At 68.5% G+C, this 18,039-nt stretch carries 17 protein-coding genes; 10 read left to right on the top strand and 7 right to left on the bottom strand.

Annotation, left to right across the window (positions count from 1 at the left end):
• Positions 1-132 precede the first annotated feature (132 nt).
• The 3 genes from J2853_RS04450 to J2853_RS04460 all read left to right on the top strand — a co-directional run bounded on the left by J2853_RS04450 (position 133) and on the right by J2853_RS04460 (position 4,122).
• Positions 133-2,178, top strand: a complete 2,046-nt coding sequence (locus J2853_RS04450; protein WP_307555233.1) for an N-6 DNA methylase — start codon at positions 133-135, stop codon at positions 2,176-2,178.
• 61 nt (positions 2,179-2,239) lie between these two features.
• Positions 2,240-3,445, top strand: a complete 1,206-nt coding sequence (locus J2853_RS04455) for an AAA family ATPase (protein WP_307555235.1) — start codon at positions 2,240-2,242, stop codon at positions 3,443-3,445.
• Between the two features lie 44 nt (positions 3,446-3,489).
• Positions 3,490-4,122: a hypothetical protein gene (locus J2853_RS04460; protein WP_307555236.1), complete on the top strand. Its 633-nt coding sequence runs from the start codon at positions 3,490-3,492 to the stop codon at positions 4,120-4,122.
• Between the two features lie 6 nt (positions 4,123-4,128).
• Here J2853_RS04460 and J2853_RS04465 read toward each other — a convergent pair whose 3' ends face one another.
• Both J2853_RS04465 and J2853_RS04470 read right to left on the bottom strand, forming a co-directional pair.
• The gene (locus J2853_RS04465; RefSeq protein ID WP_307555237.1) at positions 4,129-4,386 is read right to left on the bottom strand and encodes an ATP-binding protein; all 258 of its coding nucleotides are present in this window, start codon (positions 4,384-4,386) and stop codon (positions 4,129-4,131) included.
• A gap of 239 nt (positions 4,387-4,625) precedes the next feature.
• Positions 4,626-4,811, bottom strand: a complete 186-nt coding sequence (locus tag J2853_RS04470; RefSeq protein WP_307555239.1) for a hypothetical protein — start codon at positions 4,809-4,811, stop codon at positions 4,626-4,628.
• A gap of 777 nt (positions 4,812-5,588) precedes the next feature.
• On the opposite strand from J2853_RS04470, the gene J2853_RS04475 reads away from it, so the two are divergent.
• Positions 5,589-5,990 (top strand): hypothetical protein, encoded by a 402-nt coding sequence (locus J2853_RS04475; protein WP_307555240.1) that lies wholly within the window; start codon positions 5,589-5,591, stop codon positions 5,988-5,990.
• Entirely contained in the window at positions 5,987-6,136 is a 150-nt protein-coding gene (locus J2853_RS04480; RefSeq protein WP_307555242.1) for a hypothetical protein, read from the top strand. The genes J2853_RS04475 and J2853_RS04480 overlap by 4 nt, the downstream gene beginning before the upstream one ends.
• A gap of 289 nt (positions 6,137-6,425) precedes the next feature.
• On the opposite strand, the gene J2853_RS04485 is transcribed toward J2853_RS04480, so the two are convergent.
• The 4 genes from J2853_RS04485 to J2853_RS04500 form a co-directional block, all read right to left on the bottom strand.
• Positions 6,426-6,788: a DUF5615 family PIN-like protein gene (locus tag J2853_RS04485; protein WP_307555244.1), complete on the bottom strand. Its 363-nt coding sequence runs from the start codon at positions 6,786-6,788 to the stop codon at positions 6,426-6,428.
• Positions 6,785-7,228: a hypothetical protein gene (locus tag J2853_RS04490; protein WP_307555246.1), complete on the bottom strand. Its 444-nt coding sequence runs from the start codon at positions 7,226-7,228 to the stop codon at positions 6,785-6,787. Before J2853_RS04490 ends, J2853_RS04485 begins: the two co-directional genes overlap by 4 nt.
• A gap of 160 nt (positions 7,229-7,388) precedes the next feature.
• Positions 7,389-8,675, bottom strand: coding sequence for a M1 family metallopeptidase (locus J2853_RS04495; RefSeq protein WP_307555248.1), 1,287 nt, complete (start codon positions 8,673-8,675; stop codon positions 7,389-7,391).
• Between the two features lie 12 nt (positions 8,676-8,687).
• Positions 8,688-12,632 carry a Pls/PosA family non-ribosomal peptide synthetase gene (locus J2853_RS04500; protein ID WP_307555250.1) on the bottom strand — a complete coding sequence of 1,315 codons (3,945 nt, stop codon included), beginning with the start codon at positions 12,630-12,632 and terminating at the stop codon, positions 8,688-8,690.
• Between the two features lie 464 nt (positions 12,633-13,096).
• On the opposite strand from J2853_RS04500, the gene J2853_RS04505 reads away from it, so the two are divergent.
• From J2853_RS04505 to J2853_RS04520, 4 genes are all read left to right on the top strand, one after another.
• Positions 13,097-13,612, top strand: coding sequence for a methyltransferase family protein (locus J2853_RS04505; RefSeq protein WP_307555252.1), 516 nt, complete (start codon positions 13,097-13,099; stop codon positions 13,610-13,612).
• Positions 13,613-13,709: 97 nt separating this feature from the next.
• A complete protein-coding gene (locus J2853_RS04510) occupies positions 13,710-14,576 on the top strand; it encodes a hypothetical protein (RefSeq protein ID WP_307555254.1) in 867 nt (288 codons plus the stop codon).
• Between the two features lie 191 nt (positions 14,577-14,767).
• Positions 14,768-15,151: a cupin domain-containing protein gene (locus tag J2853_RS04515; RefSeq protein ID WP_370879513.1), complete on the top strand. Its 384-nt coding sequence runs from the start codon at positions 14,768-14,770 to the stop codon at positions 15,149-15,151.
• A gap of 354 nt (positions 15,152-15,505) precedes the next feature.
• Entirely contained in the window at positions 15,506-16,729 is a 1,224-nt protein-coding gene (locus J2853_RS04520; protein ID WP_307555257.1) for a cytochrome P450, read from the top strand.
• Between the two features lie 102 nt (positions 16,730-16,831).
• On the opposite strand, the gene J2853_RS04525 is transcribed toward J2853_RS04520, so the two are convergent.
• On the bottom strand, positions 16,832-17,131 hold the full coding sequence (locus tag J2853_RS04525; RefSeq protein WP_307555259.1) for a helix-turn-helix transcriptional regulator: 300 nt from the start codon (positions 17,129-17,131) through the stop codon (positions 16,832-16,834).
• A 277-nt stretch (positions 17,132-17,408) separates the two neighbouring features.
• Between J2853_RS04525 and J2853_RS04530 the strand changes: the two genes are divergently transcribed.
• A complete protein-coding gene (locus J2853_RS04530; protein WP_307555261.1) occupies positions 17,409-17,789 on the top strand; it encodes an STAS domain-containing protein in 381 nt (126 codons plus the stop codon).
• Positions 17,790-18,039 lie beyond the last annotated feature (250 nt).

Here is an 18,039-nt window from a genome sequence, read left to right on the forward strand (position 1 = left end):
CAACGTGGCCTACGCCAAACATTAGAGCACGTGTTGATGGAATCAACCAAGATTTTTCGCGACGTTGCTTGAAGTTGGCTCTTCACGATACGGTTCGATTTACATCGGGGATGCTTGAGGAAGGTGGCTGACATGCGGCGAGACGTCCAGGTGACCGCTGCGGACACCGCGCGGCTGGCCGGAGTGGGGCGGGCGGCGGTGAGCAACTGGCGGCGCCGTCACGACGACTTTCCCCAGCCGGTCGGCGGTACGGCGACCAGCCCCGCCTTCTCGCTGGAGGAGATCCAGCGGTGGCTGCGATCTCATACCGAGGGCAAGGAGTTCCCCGCCGACGAATGGCTCTGGCAGGATCTCCGGGTCATCGCCGACGACGACGAACTCGCCGGCCTGCTCGCCGATCTCGGAGCGTTCCTCGTCTACATGCATCGCCAGGCCGGCGACTGGGCCAAACTCGCGGCCGGTGACGACGCCACCGTCGCGAGGGGCCTTCCCCGGAGAGTGCGAAAGGTCATCGAGACCTTTCCAGAATCTCTGACCGCCGACAGGGTGCCCCTGATTCGCTCCATTGCCGGGCTCTCCGCGGAGCGTGGCGCCCAGGACACCTTCGAGTTCCTGCGCGAGCGATACTTCGAGGTGCACTCCCGGCGGGTCTACCTGACCCCTCCCGAGATCGTCGCATTGAGCCTGGACCTTGCCGGGCCGAATGCCGACACCGTTTTCGATCCCTCCTGCGGAACCGGCGACTACCTCATCGGCGCGCTGGAGCGACGGCCCGAGGTCAAGACCATGGGCCAGGAGGTCGACCAGACCACCGCCCGGCTCACCGCCGTACGACTCGCGCTGCGCAGCGGCAACGCCGACATCCGCACCGGCGACTCCCTGCGGGCCGACGCCTTTTCCGGCGAACTGGTCGACGTAGTGGTGAGCAACCCGCCGTTCAACGACCGTGCCTGGGGTTATGAGGAGCTGACCGCCGACCCCCGATGGGAGTACGGTCTGCCGCCTCGGATGGAGTCGGAGCTGGCCTGGGTCCAGCACGCGCTCGCCCATCTCAAGACGGATGGCGTCGCTGTCCTGCTGATGCCACCGGCGGTCGGCAATCGCAAGTCCGGCCGCCGGATCCGAGGCCAGCTCCTGCGCCGCGGAGCCCTGCGCGCCGTCGTCGCACTTCCCGCGGGCAGCGTCCCCAACGTCGCGGTCGCTCTGACGCTGTGGATCCTGCGCAGACCCGCCGAGGCCCGGACCCCGAGTCACGTCCTGATGATCGACACCTCGGGCCGGCCGGACGACTACGCAGAGGTGGCCACCGCGGCCTGGCGGGAGTTCAACGACGGGTGCGAGCTGGACGAGCCGGGGGTGAGCCGCTCGGTCCCGCTCATCGACCTCCTGGACGACGAGGTCGACCTGACGCCCGCCAGATACCTGTCCACGGCTTCAGAGGACCTCTCTCCCGAGCGGGTCACCGGGGCACGGAACCGGCTGGTGGACCTGCTCCGCGTCCTGGCCGAGCTGGTTCCCGCCACCGCCACCGAACCCCAGGACCTTCCCCTGGTGCCGCTCTCGGAGCTCCTGCGGCGCGGCATGCTCACCCTCCACCAGCAGGCCTCTGTCCGGTCGGGCGAGGAGTCGGAGGTGCCGGCGGGCTCCCTAGTCCTCACCGCCGAGGACGTCGTCGTGGGTCGGCCGGCCTCGGGGAAGATCCCCGAGCGCGGGGTGCCGTACGAGATCGTCACCCGGTCAGGAGACGTCGCGGTGCCCCAGATCGTGCGTGCCCCACTGGCCAGAGTCCTCACCCAGGGGGGCGCCGTCCTCGGCACTCATCTCTCCCTTCTGCGGCCCGATCCGGCAATGCTCGACCCCGACTTCCTGGCCGGGTTTCTCTGCAGTTCCAGCAATCTGCGCCAATACAGCGCTACGTCCACCAGTATTCGAGTGGACGTGCGGCGTGCGGAGGTGCCGTTGCTACCGATCGAGGAGCAGCGGGCGTACGGCGAGGCGTTCCGGCGCCTGAACGTATTCGAGTCCTCGCTGCGCCAGGCCGCCACCCTGGGCGAGGATCTGATCCGGCTGACAGCCGACGGCCTGACGCATGGCAGCGTCCGGCCGTCCATTCTGGCGGAGGCCGTACTGAGAGAACAGGACACGGACGAAGCGCTGGAGTCGGAGAGCGACGTGTGAGCAAGATGCACGGTGTCCATGAAACGGAACTGTTCGAAGTGAGCGGCAGGGGAGAAGCGGAGTGACGACACGGCGGTTGACCGAACTCAGAGTGGAGAACTTTCGAAGCCTGAAAGAAATCAAGTTACCGCTCGGCCCCATCAATGTTCTGGTTGGTCCGAACGGTGCTGGCAAGACGAACGTCTTGCGGGTGTTCGACTTCTTGGCTGACGTCGTCCGCACTGACCTGGGGCCGGCACTTGACAATCGCGGAGGATTCGATCACTTGATGTTCCGCGGAGGCGATGAACAGGAGAACAATATTACGGTTGGCCTTATGGGCACGTGGTCGGCGACCGTCGGGGGGCGACCTGATGAATACACAATGATGCTCCATGGTGGACCGCTAGAACGGGATGAGATCTTTGACGTGGGACTGCCCGATGGTAGGAGGCGCAGGATCTGGGTCGACGATGAGAATGCGATTACAACCGAATACGGTGCCGATGAGTCGCTGTTTGAATCCGAGATTCGACGGCCGGCAAAAAGAATTGGCCTCAACACTCTGAGTAGTGGTCTGTCGACATTGCCTCGGCTGTCCGAGGAGTTCGGATCGCGCGAAGTCACTGCTTTGGCTGACTTTCTCAGCACGTTTCGTATTTTCGATGTAGACGTCACCCGGGCGTGTCTGCCATCACGTGTTTCACGAAACGGCGACGAGACCATCGCGGACAACGCGTCTAACCTTGCTGGGTTCTTGCTGATGCTGCGCGACACAGACGAGGAGGCATGGGAGCGTCTTCAGGCTGATGCTGTGGAAGTTCTTCCCCAGCTCGAAGCACTTGACTTCGAGTATCCGTCAGGAGGCGCACACGCCGTCGTTGTCGTACTGCGAGAGCGGGGGTTGAGAGACACGACTCCGCTGCTCGACGCTTCATACGGCACCATCCGGCTGCTCGGGCTTCTGGCTATGCTCTATGACCCCAACCCTCCCGCGCTCACGTGCGTAGAAGAGATTGATCATGGCCTTCACCCGCAGGCTCTGGAGCTTCTGGTCGAGCGAATTCGGGAGGCAAGCGAAAGGACGCAGTTCATTATCGCCACGCACTCGCCGGCCTTCGCTGACCGTCTCCAGCCTGAAGAGCTTATTGTCTGTGAGCGCGGGGAAGACGGTTCGTCCATGATTCCGGCGATCTCGATTGCTCAGGTTGAGGAAATAGTGCGGGCTAGCGAAGGGATGCCCCTGGGGGAGCTGTGGTTCTCCGGTGCGCTGGGAGGCGATCTGTGAGCAGACGCGGGGGAACCCGCATTCGGCCCACCAGGAAACCAGTCGTGGTGGTCGCAGGTGAGGATCGAAATGACCGGATCAGTCTTCGGATCCTTCTGGAGGATTTCTGTCCGGAGATGCGTGGACGGGTTGTGGAGATCAGTGACCCGGTGCGACTGCACCAGGCCACCGGCGCGAACCTCGCCGCCCGCGCGGAGACCCTCGCGCGCAAGGTCCGTGCGCGGGCTGTGCGGGATGACACGACAGTGGCGTGCGTGTTCGTTCACGAAGACCTCGACGCGGTCGACGGTGATCAGTATCCGGTCATTCGTCTGCGGGTGGAGAAGGCTTTGGAAACCGCGTTGGGTACGGCGCACTACGCCCTGGCCGTGGCGGAGATCGAGTCTTGGTTGCTGCTGTTTCCGGACGCGCTCACGGCGGTCTGCGGATCGTGGTCGGTGCCCGCCCGCCATCGTGGCAGGGATACCGGGCGGCTGGCCGATCCCAAACAGGTGCTCATGAGAGAGGTCAGCGGATCGGGCCGCCGCTATCGAGAGGCCGACGCGCCCGAGGTTTTCGGCCAGGCTGTGGCGATGGGGCTGGCAGAGAGTCCTACGGGCCGAAACCGCTCGTACGAGCAGTTGCGTGAGGATGCCGCCCGTTGTTGTACCGATCACGTGTGGCCGAAATCAAGGTGATCTTGCCTAGATGAGACTCAGGTGGTCTGCCTGAAGCGCAGGCCATGCCACCAGTTGGAACCAGACTGCCTTGCCGTACGCGTTGAGGGTCCAGTCCCAGTTGTGGGAGAGGTCCTGGACGATGGCGAGCCCTCTGCCGGATGTGTCCAGACGGCCGGCTCGCTTCATCCGGGGGATCGCGATGCAGGGTGTGACGCCTTCATCAACGGCGTGAAAGCCGACGAGTTCGACCGCCGTTGGAGCGACGAAACCATCGGCCGCCATGATGAAGATCCTCGGCGGCCGGTGGTTCTCCGGTGAATACGCCTGGCCGCGTCCCTCATGAGGGAGCCCCGTCTTGCCCCGGTACGAACATCGATCAACCGCGAGGCCGGCGGTTGGTCGCAGTCTCCTTCCGGCTCCGCCACTGTCCGACGGCGTCGTGAAGCAGGGAGAGAAGGCTCCTGGGCGGGGGAGGGCCGGCGTCGGCGAAAGCCCTGTCGACCTCGGCGGTGAAGAAATCTTCACCCTGGTCGCCATGAGTCCCCGGACCCGCACAGCCCGGACCTTCTGCCAGAACAGATACACATCCGGCTCTCCACCAGATGCCCGAGCGCGCCGCGCAGTTCGGCCGGCTCGATGGTCCCGGTTTCGTAGGCGATCTTCTGCAGGTTGAGGATCAGGTTGCAGTAGTGGTCTTTCTTCGTCACCCCGGCTCCAGGTGACATCTGCCGCCAGACCTCTCGCCATCCTCGTCGATCTCGGCCGCCGGCATGCCCCTGCTCGTTGCCGCACGACGAGATGCTTGGCGGAGCGAGATGCTGGTCTGCGGAAGGCGACGCGATATGGAAACGTCGGCAGGTGAATCGGCTCGCAGTCGAAAAGAATCTAAATAAGTGCGTATACGTCACGCTTTTTACTGGGTAAGAATTTGAGGATCGAGAAAGCGTGGACGACATGGCGGGGTATTTCTGAAGACCTTGGGCGGTCTCCCGGGGTGAGCTGGGCTACTGCGAGACCGGCGGGGCGATCGTGATGGTGTGGAACGCCGACCGGCGGCATTCGGGCTGGGCGATGTGCGCGACGATCGAAGCCCGGGGCATTCGGCCGAAGGGCTTTCGCCTACCCGCCCACCCGCCTGTGCGCCGGAGCCGAACGTGGCCGGTGCGGGCGATCCTGAGAGGTGGCCTGCCTGATTCCGCGATGCCGGCCGGATCGCAGCGGTGGTCAAGGCAGAGCTGAGGCGGAGGCGGCACCACCGTTCCATGATCCGAAGGACGGCTCCTGGCGGGGCGCGGGTGGTGTCCGTGGTGGATGGGCGGCCTGATGTCCATGGGTCAATTAGGACACAGGTGAGTAACGTCACATCATGGGATGAATGGGATTAATCAGGACATACGTCGAGTTTAGTCCTCGTGCAACACACGAGCACATCCATCGCCTGGAGTCACAGCACCAGCCGGGCACGCCAAGGGAGAAACACGATCATGAGCAAGGTCACTCGTCGTCTGGCAACCGCGACCGCCACCCTCGCGATCACAGGTGGGATCCTTTTCGCCGCCGGCGGCGCCGCCTCGGCGGCCACCACATACGAGAGTGGGAGCGCCACCGGTGCCGCCGCCGTCCGGCACGAGGCGGTGAAGCAGGAAAGCCGCAGCTGGGACGGTCACCGGTGGTGGAACCGCTACAGCAGATACGGCGATCTTTACCTCGTGGTCCACGGCGACCGCTACCGCTTCGACGGCGACCACTTCTACAAATGGCACGACGGCAAATGGAAGCGCCTGACGAACGCCGCCGTCCGGCGCCTCGGCTTCGACCGCGGGCACCTCTCCGGCCACCATCACCACGGTCACGGGAAGTCCGGCCACGACGGGCACGGGAAATGAGCGCCCCGACGAGCTCCGGCGCGGAGACTCAGGCCACCACGGAGACCCCGGACACGACGGACCCGGCGCATGAGCACACCGACGAGCGTGGGCACGTCTACATCGGGCACCATCGACGCCGCCTCGATCAGGATCTGACGCCGTGACGCCGTTCCCCGGTGGGGAAGAGGGTTTCCGAGGCTCCGCCGTGTGGCTCTGAACGCGCGAGGAGCCCGCATCCCTCGGCTCGCCGACGCCCCGGCCCGATCGGCAGGGGCGTCGGTCGTCGAATTCCCGGGGCTCCTCGGACGGCGTCGATCACGAGGTGTGCCAGACGCGGCGCCGGCAGGGTTCCCGTCAGGGGAGAGGCGGCAGGCGGGGGACGTCCCGGGAGGCTCCCGCCGACATGTCATCGTCACAGGCGGGCAGGCCCGAATCGTGATCCTTGGTATCCCTTTATGTCAGCCAGTCCACCTGGCCGGAGACGGGCAGTCGTTCTTCGGAGAGAAGCCCGTCCAAGGCAGTGATCAACCGGCCGATCGCGGTCTTGGTCCTTGGAAAGCGGTGTGGACCGCTGTAGAGGAGACCCGCGCACGGGTGGCCTCCGTGGAGTCGCTGTGCCCGGAGGATCTCGAAGTCTCGAATGTTCTCGGTGAGCAGACAGCGCTGTTCCGCCACCGCCAGATCCAGTACTTGAGGATCGGGAAGTCCTCGGCCCTCGGGGCGTTCGACGATGGCGACGACGTCGTGTCCCCGTTCGCGAAGAGTCTCGGCGAGGAGGGGCGGGAACATCTCGTCCAGTAGAAGCCTGCCGCTCACGACGCGAGCAGTCCCTGCTCCCGCCTCCAGCGCTCCTCCGCCTCCTCCGCGGCGGCATCGGCGGCGGCGATCTGCGCGTCGATCTCATCGGGGTAGCTCGACCAGTACCGGATGGCGGTTCTGACCTGGTGCTGGGGTAGTCCCGAGTATTCGGCGGTCATGGCGACGATCTCATCGGCGGTCACATCGGGTTCGGCGGCACGTGCCACCTTGATCGCTCGGACGATCTCCCAGACGTCGGGGCCGCCGACGATCACCACCCTGCGGCCCGACGGGCCGGTCCGGAACAGCACACCCGGATGCTCCTCCATTCGGAGGGCCTCGGTGATGAGGAGGTTGACGGCGGCGGAGACCGAGAGCCCCGGGTGTTCCATGACGAACTTCGCGAGTTTGTCCAAGACGGCGTCCTCGAACCGGACGGACCGTGGTGTCGGCGGCATGGCTACAGTGTAGGTGAATGTAGCCATTCAGTTCCGTTGAATCCATCGGGCAGACCAGGGTCATAGGCCCGGCCTCCGGCGGCGCCTCCGGGTCCACCTCGTACGAGGGAAGGGCCCGACCGGCCGAGCAACGGGTTCGGACGTGTCGGCAGGGTTCCCGTCAGGGGAGAGGCGGCAGGCGGGAGCCGTACAGCCATGCGGCGAGGAGCCCGTCGTAGGAGCGCGTCGCGTACTGCAGGGCGAGATCGAGGAACATGCCCGTGGTGACGGTCCCGTGCCGGTTCGCGGACGTCCACTCGCGCAGCATCGCGAAGAACGCCAGGTCGCCGACGACCCGCCGCAGCGCGTGCAGCGTGAGCGCGCCGCGCTTGTAGACGCGGTCGTCGAACAACCTCCGGGCGCCGGGGTCGCCGAGCATGAAGTCCTGGGGAAGCCCCGACAGCCGCTGGTGGCAGCGGGTGGCGAGGACGTCGGCGGACTCCCCGCCGGAGGCCTCCGACCAGATCCACTCCGCGTAGCAGGCGAATCCCTCGTGCAGCCAGATGTCACGCCAGCTGCCGAGGGTCAGGCTGTTGCCGAACCACTGGTGCGCCAGCTCGTGGGCGACCAGCCGCTCCTCGCCCCGAGCCCCGTCCACGTGGTTCGCGCCGAAGATCGACATGCCCTGCGCCTCGACCGGGATCTCCAGCTCGTCGTCCGTCACCACCACGGTGTAGGAACCGAACGGGTAGGCCCCGAACCGCTCGCTGAAGACCTCCATCATCCGGTTCTGCCGGCCGAAGTCGTATCGCGCCTTGGCGGCGAGCTTGGGGGGGAAGGCCAGCCGCATCCGGGGACCGAGCTCGGCCTGCTGGTAGCGGCCGATCTGCACGCTCGCCAGGTAGGAGGCCATCGGCTCCGCCTGTTCGTACACCCACGTGGTCCCCGCCGCGCCCCTGCTCCTGCCGGTCAGATCGCCGTTGGCGACCACCGTGTACGGCGAGGCGGTCGTCACCGCGATCCGGTAGGAGGACTTGTCGTCGGGGCGGTCGTTGCACGGGAACCACGAGGAGGCCCCGATCGGCTGGCTGGCCACGATCACACCGTCGCTGAGCTGCTCCCAGCCGAGCTCTCCCCAGAAGCTGGGGGTCGGGCGGGGGGCACCGGCGTATCGGACCTCGACGGTGAACGGCCCCGGGGTCAGCCGCCCGGGGGCCAGGTGGAGCTTGCCGCCGCGATGGGTGAACCGCACCGGCTTGCCGTTGACCAGAACCCCTCCCACGCGGAAGGTGCCCAGGTCCAGGGAGAGGCGGCTGAGCGTCTCGATCGCCACCGCCGACAGGCGGGCGGTCCCGCCGAGCCGGTTGGAGCTGACCCGGTAGTCCAGGGACAGGTCGTAGTGCTCCACCCGGTAGCCGGCGTTTCCGTGAGACGGGAAGTAGGGGAGGTGGGAGGTGCTCGGAACCACGTATTTCCTCTGCTAAGTGCGCTTTTTCCAGGCCGCGATCGGGTTGCCGAACCAGCGCGTCCCCGGAGGAACGGATTCACCGCGCATCACCAGGGACGCCGGTCCGACAGTGGTGTTGTCCCCGATCATCGCGGCGGGAAGGATCACCCCGTGCGGGCCGAGCGTCGCCCCGTCCCGCAGGACGACAGTATCGATGCTCATGACGCGATCATGAAACAGGTGTGTCTGCAACACGCAACCCCGGTTCACGGACGCCCCGTCGCCCAGAGTGATCAGGTCGACCTCCGGCAGCCAGTAGGTCTCGCACCACACGCCGCGACCCACCCGCGCGCCGAGTGAGCGCAGCCACAGGTTCAGCGGCGCCGTGCCCAGCCAGCGCTGGGCGAACCAGGGCGCGCCCAGCACCTCCACGAAGTTGTCCGCCAGCTCGTTGCGCCACACGAACGAGCTCCACAGCGGCCGGTCGCCGACCGCGATCCGGCCGAGCAGCGCCCACTTGGCCACGGTGGTGACCGCCGCGGCGAGCACCCCGGCGCCGAGCACCACCACCCCGCTCAGCAGCGCCGTGACCGCGAAGCCGTACGAGCCGGCCAGCCACTCCAGGGCCGCGACCGCGAGCACCGCGACCGCGACCGTGCACATCACCGGGACGATCCGGCACACCTCGACGGCGGCACGGGCGATCTTCAGTCGCAGCGGCGGATCGTAGGTGCGGCTGCGGTCGCCGTCCTTCGAGGCCCGGCGCAGCTCCACCGGCGGCATTCCGAGGTAGGACGATCCGGCCTTGGCCTTCTTCGGCGCGGCCGACAGCACCGCGACCAGGCCGTCCTTGGGCACCTTGCGGCCCGGCGCGGTCATCCCGGAGTTGCCGAGGAACGCGCGCTTGCCGATCCGCACGTGGTCGACCCGCAGCCGCCCGCCCTCAAGCTCGTACGGCGCGACCATCGTGTCGTCGGCGAGGAACGCGCCGTCGCCCACGGAGGTCATCGACGGCAGCGCCAGCACCGTGGACAGCTCCACGTCCCGGCCGACCTTCATGCCCAGGGCGCGCAGCCAGGCAGGGGTGATCATGCTCGCGTACAGCGGGAACAGCCAGACCCGAGCCATCGACATCAGCAGGCCGGTGGCCCACGCCTGCCAGGCCTGGCGGCTGTGCACCGGGTGGTGGCCGGCGTGCAGGCCGACCGACAGCAGCCGCACCGACGCCACGGTCAGCAGGGCGTAGGCGGCCATCGAGGTGACGGTGGCGAGCGGCACGCCGTACAGGACACCGGTGAGGGACGTCGCGCCGCCGCGCAGGAGCAGGGCGATGCCGGGCAGCGCCGCGATCACCGGCATGAGGCTGAGCACCAACGCCGAGACCCCGTAGACCGCCACCCAGCGCCGCGAGCGTGGCGGCCGGACCTCGGAGGGCTGGCGGGCCTTGCCCATCCTGCTGGCGGGCGCGCCCGCCCAGCGTTCCCCGGACGGCACCGCGCCCGCGACCGCCGAACCGGGTGCGATCTGGGCGTTCTTGCCGACCCTCGCGCCCGGGAACAGGATCGTGCGGGCCCCGACCGTGGCGGAGGCGCCGATCTTGATCTCACCGACGTGCACCTGGTCGCCGTCGATCCAGTAGCCGTTCAGGTCGACCTCGGGCTCGACCGCCGCGTATTTGCCCAGCTTGAGCATTCCGGTGATCGGCGGAGCCGAGTGGAGGTCGGCGTCGGCGCCGACCTGGGCGCCGAGCGCTCGGGCGTAGTGGGTGAGCCAGGGGGCGGTGGACAGCTCTCCCACGCCGAGCCGTTCGGCGAACTGCTCGGCGAACCACAGCTTCAGATGGGTGGCCCCGCCTCGCGGGTAGGTGCCCGGTTTGAGCCCGTCCAACAGGAGTCTGGCGCCGGCCACCGCCAGGGCGATCCGCCCGGCGGGGGAGACGAACAGGATCGCGCCCAGGAGCACCGACCACCACGGGACGGTCGGCGCCCAGGGTAAACCGATCAGATTGTTGAGCGTGGCCAGGCCGATCACCCAGCGCAGCGCGCCGACGCTCAGCAGCGGCACGGTGAGCGCCGCCTGGACGAACGCGGCGGTGCGCGGCATCGGCGTGACGACCCGGTCGGTGGTCACGATCTCCGGGGCGTCGAGCGCGGACAGGTGCCCGGCGAGATCGGGAAGCGTCGGGTGGTCGTAGACGTCACCGACGGTGACCGCCGGGTAACGGGTTCGCAGCGCGGAGACCAGCCGGGCCGCCGCGAGGCTGGTGCCGCCCTCGGCGAAGAAGTCGCCCTCGGTGCCGCCCAGGATGTCCAGCCAGCACTCCGCGACCCAGGGGTCGACATCGGGCACGGCGTCGGACAGATCGGACTTCTTGATCAGTGGCCACGGCAGGGCGTCCCTGTCGATCTTGCCGGAGGTGCGGGTCGGCAGCTCGTCCACCAGGGCGAGCCGGGGGACCAGCGCGGCGGGCAGGGTGTGGCGGAGCCGGTCTCTGGCCTCCGACTGGTCGAAGTCCTCGCCCGGTACGACGTAGCCGACCAGCAACTGGTGCCCGCCGCCGGTGGTGCGGACCGCGGCCGCCGCCCCGGAGACCCCGGGCAGCGCCTGCAGGGCCGCGTCCACCTCGCCCAGCTCGATCCGGCGCCCGCCCAGCTTGACCTGCTCGTCGGCCCGCCCGACGAAGAGCAGCCCCTCGGCCTCGGCCCTGACCAGGTCGCCGCTGCGGTAGGCCCGCTCCCAGCCGAGGGATTCGAGCGGGGCGTACTTCTCCGCGTCCTTGAGCGGGTCGAGATACCGGGCGAGCCCGACCCCGCCGATGACCAGCTCGCCGGTCTCGCCCATGGACACCGGCTCGCCGTCCTTGCCGACGACGGCCAGATCCCAGCCGGCCAGCGGCAGGCCGATCCGTACCGGCCCCTCGCCGGTCAGCGGCGCCGCGCACGCGACCACCGTGGCCTCGGTCGGGCCGTAGGTGTTCCACACCTCCCGCCCCGGTACGGCCAGCCGCTCGGCCAGCTCGGGCGGGCACGCCTCGCCACCGAAGATCAGCAGCCGGACGTCGTCGAGCGTCTCGACCGGCCAGAGCGCCGCCAGCGTAGGCACCGTGGACACGACCGTGATGCCCATCTCGATCAGCCACGGCCCCAGGTCCATGCCCGTGCGCACCAGCGTCCGGGGGGCGGCGACCAGGCAGGCGCCGTACCGCCAGGCCAGCCACATCTCCTCGCAGGAGGCGTCGAAGGCCACCGAGAGCCCGGCCAGCACCCGGTCGCCGGGGCCGATCGGATCGTCGGTCAGGAACAGCCGGGCCTCGGCGTCCACGAACGCCGCCGCGTTGCGGTGGGTCACCGCGACGCCCTTGGGCTTGCCGGTGGACCCGGAGGTGAAGATGATCCACGCGTCGTCGTCGAGCCCGGGGCCCGCGCCGCCGGTGAGGGAGAGGGTCGCGGAGTCGGTTCGAGCGTCGCCGGTCCGTGTCAGGTGGGTGAGGTCCAGCCGGACGTCGCCGGGGTCTGTCAGGTACGCGGGGTCCGGCCGGACGTCGTCGGCGTGGGGCGGGAAACCGAAGGGGATGATCTTTTCGCCGTCGACGACGACCACGCGCACCCCGGCCTCGGTGAAGACCAGCTCGGCCCTCTCGTCGGGGTCGTCGGCGTCCACCGGCACGTAGGCGGCGCCCACGGTGAGCACGGCCAGGATCGCGACGTAGAGGCCGACGGTGCCCGACGGCACCCGCACCCCGACACGGTCACCCCGTCCGACCTCGGCCTCCCGCAACTCGGCGGCCAGCCGGTCGACCTCGGCCCGCAGGCCGGTGTAGTCGAGACGGATCCGCCCGTCGTCGAGCGCGGGGGCGTGGGGGTGCCTCCGGGTGGTCTGATCAAGGATGTCGAGCAGCGTTCTCGCCGGGGAGGCGCTCCTCCCGGGGAAGACCGCCGGTATCGGGACATGCTCGTTCTCAGTCGTAATCGGGTGCAAGGTATCTCCCAGTCGCACGACCGTGACTTGCGCCAGATTACGCGCGAGGCGCGCGACTCCATGTGGCGCCACTCATTGACTCCGTAATCCAACGATCGTGCGATCACTACTATTCCTGCCCGCATGGGGTTTTCGCGTAAGGACCGGCCGAGAACGCCTGCTATTTCGCGGTAAAGGGCCCGTGACCGGCCCCGGGACCGGGAAGGGGCGCGGTGGAGCGGCAGGCCGGATCCGCGGCCCGGGATCCCGGCCGGACGAGCCCCGGCCGGTCCGGATCCGCAGCCCGGGACCCCGGCCGGACGACCCTCGGCCGGTGACCGCGGGACCGGAGGGCGGTGCCGTCACCGATCGTTGACGATCTTCCGGTGCGAGTTTAAACTCAACAAGTAGTGAATTTAGGTGGCCGACGACGGCCGTGCGCGATCGACGGCCGTCGCCGGTCCCGGACACGGGAGCGTGACGTGATGCGAAAGACTCCTGCGGCCGTCGGAACCACGGTTTTTTTCGTGCTGGCGCCGGGCGTAGTGGCGGGGCTGCTGCCCTGGTGGATCACTCGCTGGGAGACGGGTGATCCACTCGCCTCCGTGCCGTCCTGGGCCACGGTGTCGTCGCGTCTCGTCGGCGGGACACTCGTCGTCGCCGGCGTCGTGGCACTGGTCCGGGCGTTCGTCCGGTTCGTGGTCGAAGGGCTGGGAACCCCTGCCCCGATCGCCCCGACAGAGCACCTGGTTATTGGCGGAATGTATAGATACGTCAGGAATCCGATGTATGTGGCGGTCCTCGCGGCCATCACCGGGCAGGCCCTGCTCCTCAGCCGGCCCGTCCTGCTGCTGTACGGCGCCGTCATGATGGTGCCGGTCGTCGCGTTCGTCCACTGGTACGAGGAACCGACCCTGAGCCGCAGGTTCGGCGCGGAGTACGAGAGATACCGCGCGGCCGTACCCGGCTGGTGGCCCCGCCTGCGCGCCTACGAACCCTGATCGGTACCGGAGCCGGTCATGCCGCGGGCCGGGGACGACCGGATCGGTGTCCGATTCATTCAAGACACCGGGCCGGTTTCCGGTCAGCATGGATGTCATGAACGACAGCATCCTCGACACCGCCGGCGCCTTCATCCTCCGTGAGGGCCGCCTGCTCGAACAGCGCCTGTTCGCGACCCTTTTCCAGGCGGAGCCCGCCACCGGGGTGGTGGACTCCCTGCGCGGCTACCAGAACTCCGACGGCGGCTTCGGTCACGGGCTCGAACCCGACAAGCGCTGCCCCGACAGCCTGCCCATCGACGTGGAGATCGCCTTCCAGACGTTGACGGCGGCCGGCTGCCCGCCGGCCGAGCGGATGGTGTCGCGTGCGTGCGACTGGCTGGCGGCGGTGTCCGCGCCCGACGGGGCGGTGCCCCTGGCCTTCCCGGTCATGGAGGCGTACCCGAGGGCCGTGCACTGGTCGGACTGGACCTACGCGCCGGGGCTGAACCCCACGGCGGGACTGGCCGGGCTGCTGCACCGGATGGGGGCCGACCACCCCTGGCTCACCCGGGCCACCGACTGGTGCTGGGCGGCGCTGGAGAAGGGCTTTCCCGACGACGCGCACGCCATGTCCGAGACGCTGGTGTTCCTTGAGCACGTCCCCGACCGTGATCGGGCCGAACGCGTCGCCGAGCGGGTGGGCGAATGGCTCCCCAAGCTGAACCACTACCGGGCCGATCCCGCGGACCCGGCCTACGGCCTCACCCCGCTGCACCTGGCCCCCACACCTGACAGTCGCTGGCGCCGGCTGTTCGCCGACGACCTGATCGAGGGCCACCTCGACCGGCTGGCGGGCGACCAGCGGCCGGACGGGGGATGGCCCATCACCTGGGAGCCGCCGGGTGCGGCCTCCACCCTTGAATACCGGGGAATCGAAACCCTGCGGGCCCTGCGGGTGCTCACCGCCTATGGGAGAGGTTGACGGCGCACGCCAGGAGGCCGTCCTGGTCGGTCCGGCGCGACGGGAGACCGTTCAAACGATCGGTAAAGCTTTGCCGGCCGTTCCTTGACCGTCGGCCGCGCCTTTCCCCGGATGACAGGCGGGCGGAACCCGGCGGCCCCGGAACCGCCCGGCTCCCGCGGGCCGAGGTCGTGCTAGCGTCGCCGCTCGTGCTGGAGAACGTGTACGTGGGTAGTGCGGACGTCGACGCGGCCGGTGATCGTGGCTGGCTCCTCGGGCATTTCAAGCCGGCCGGCGACGCCCGGCACAGCGAGGACGTCGAGATCAAGTGGGGCGTGCATCCGCGTGGCGACGAGCGCGCGCAGTGGGTCGTCGGTGAGAAACGCACGGCGCTGCTCCTGCTGATCAGCGGGCGCTTCCGGGTGGAGCTGCCGGGCCGCAGCGTGCTGCTGGCCGAGCGAGGTGACTATGTCGTGTGGGGTCACGGCGTCGATCACTCCTGGTACGCCGAGGAGGAGTCGGTGGTGCTCACCGTCCGCTGGCCGTCCGTTCCGGGTTACGCGGTTCCCGACCCCGGACACGAACCCCGCGCCTGAACGGCTCCGCCGGCCGCCCACGCCGGACGGCCGGCGCAGGACCACGGCGCGAGCCCGGCGAGCCGCCTGACCCGTGGCGCAGGCCGTACGGCACGCGTGAGGCGGCCCGCAGGCCCCGGCAAGGCCATGAGCCGGGCGGTTGCTAGCGTGGGAAGGGGCGAGCACGAGTGATCACGTGTACGGGAACGAGGTCGCGGCGTGCGCACACCGTGAACGAGTGATCCGCGATGCCCGGCCTCGCGGCTCCTGACCCGGCGACGTGAACGCGTCACCATGCCACCCGCGTCGTTGGTTCCCATCGCCAGGAGGGCGGGACCGCCGTGTCTCACGAGGTCCTGAGGCAAGGGAGTCACCATGGAACAGGCCAGCGCCTTCGAGCGGTTCCTCGACTACTCCAACCGCGCCGATCCGTATCCGCTGTTTCACGAGCTCCGCAAGACCCCGGTGGCGCGGCAGCCGGACGGCAGCTACGTGGTGAGCACCTATCAGGAGATCGTCTCGCTGCTCCACGACCCCCGCGTCAGCTCGGATCTGCGCAACCTTCCCGAGATAGCCGAGATAAAGCTCTCGCCGGAGGAGGCTCCGCAACTGCCGCCCGAGTTCATCCGCCGCGATCCGCCCGACCATGATCGGCTCCGGGCCGTCGCCATGAGGCACTTCGGGCCTCCGGACGCCCCCGGCCGGCTCACCGGCCTGGCACCCAGGATGTCCGAGATCATCGCGGACCTGATCGACGGCTTCGACGGCAGTACCCGGGTCGACATCGTCGACGACTTCGCCTACCCGCTTCCGCTCACGGTGATCTGCGAGCTCCTCGGGGTGCCCCGGGAGGACGAACCGCTCTTCCACCGGTGGTCCCAGACCACGGTCGAGACCAACGACCCGACGACCGGATCCATCGTCGAGCGGAACCGGCGACGTTTCCAGACCATGGCCGAACTGGGCCGCTACCTGGAAGGACTGGTGGGCGCCCATCGCCGGCATCCGGGCGACGACCTGCTCTCCGCCCTCGCCCTCGACGCCGACATGCCGTCGGACGACCTGCTGAGCACCGCGGCGCTGCTGCTCATCGCCGGTCACGAGACCACCGTCAACCTCATAGCCAACGGGGTGCTCACCCTCCTGCGCCGTCCCGAGCTGCTCGAACGGCTGCGTCACGAACCCGACCTGGTCATCGGCACGGTCGAGGAACTGCTGCGCTACGAGCCGCCGATCCAGATGCCGGGGCCGAGGCGGAGCGCCCTGGCCGACATCGACATCGGCGGCACCACCATCCCCAAGGGCGCGGTCATCATCCTGGTGCTCGCCTCCGGCAGCCGCGACCCCGAACGCTTCCACGACCCGGACCGCTTCGACCCCGACCGCCAGGACAACCAGCACCTCGGATTCGGCGGCGGCATCCACTACTGCTTCGGCGCACCCCTCGCCCGGATGGAGACGCACCTCGCGCTGACCGAACTCACGCGCCGGCTCGTCAACCCACGGCTCGTCACCGACCCGCCGCCCTACCGCCACACCCCGAACCTGCGAGGACCTCGCCACCTTCTCCTCGACATCGACGGCGTCCTCCCCGCGTGACCCGCGAACAGCGTCGCGCCGGTCCTTGGAGCGTGGCTCATCTGGTGGGTCGGCGGTCAGCTCAAAGGGGCCGGTATGTAGGCCGGTCGGGCACAGGACACGTCAACGCCTTGTCGCCTCGCGCTCGGCTGAAGTGTCGGAAGGAGGCGCCAACGGAGCGAGTTCGTGGGTGGTGAGCATCTCGATCAGGCGACGTACCGGCAGATCCGCTTCGGTCGGATAGCGCAGGCGCTGATCGGGGTTGATGCTGTAGTGGTTGCGCCGCCCGACCCGTTCGCGATTGAGGTAGCCGGCCTCGTGCAGGTCGCTGACGATGCCCTGTACGGCGCGTTCGGTTATGCCGATGACCGCGGCGATGTCGCGTAGCCGCGCCTGCGGGTTACGGGCGATCTCCAGCAGCACCCGCGCGTGGTGGGTCAAGAAGGTCCAGGTAGAAGATCCAGCATCAGGCACGGCGCGTCACACTTTCGGTCCTGCAACGTAGCGGTCGGAGGGGTGGATCCCATCGGACTGCCCATCATATGATGAACTGTCTTTCCGGTAATGTCCTTCCGTAGTCATGGCGGTCAGGGCTCCGCCACAGGCGGCTGCCCCTCATCTACCCTACGGCGAGCGATCATTGCCGCTGCCATCTCGACTTCTTCTCGCCGGAATGGAACCGGGGATGGAGGTAACGGCCGTGACCCCGCTATCGCTCACCAGCCAGTACCTACCCGGCGGAACGGTGGTCTGGGTGACCGGCGAGGTGGATGCGACCAACTCCGCCCGGCTGCTGACCTCCCTGGACCAGGCCCATCCGCGCCCGCAGGAGCCGCTGCTTCTCGACCTGAGCGCCCTGACCTTTCTGGACTGCTCCGGCCTGGCGACCCTGCTGCACACCCGCGCCCGCCTGGCCGCCGCAGAGGGTCGGCTGTCTCTGGCGGCCCCGCACGAGCGCGTGAGGCGGCTGCTGGAGCTCACCGGCCATGCCGGGTCGTTCGAGGTGCGCCACACGCTGGACGAGGCGGTCACCGCCGCCGGACTACGGGCAACGGCATGGATCGGCTCGGCCATCGCCTGAAGGCCGACACGGCGGGTCCTGGCCCGGATGGGCGAGGATGTCAGTCCTCTTCCGGCCTCGGTACCGGTGAGCTCGCGTATCCAACTGTCGCCGGTCGACCTATCCGGCTCCGGAATCACTACTGACCGTGAGGCTCCTGGCGGAGATCTGGGTGTGGAGCCCCGAACACTGACGAGAAGCAGCACCGACCTCTGCGCGTCGTAATGGCGATGACGCCGCCGTGTGGCGTCCGTACCCTCAGCGGGTGAGT

The sequence above is a fragment of the Streptosporangium lutulentum genome, assembly GCF_030811455.1.
Lineage (GTDB): Bacteria > Actinomycetota > Actinomycetes > Streptosporangiales > Streptosporangiaceae > Streptosporangium > Streptosporangium lutulentum.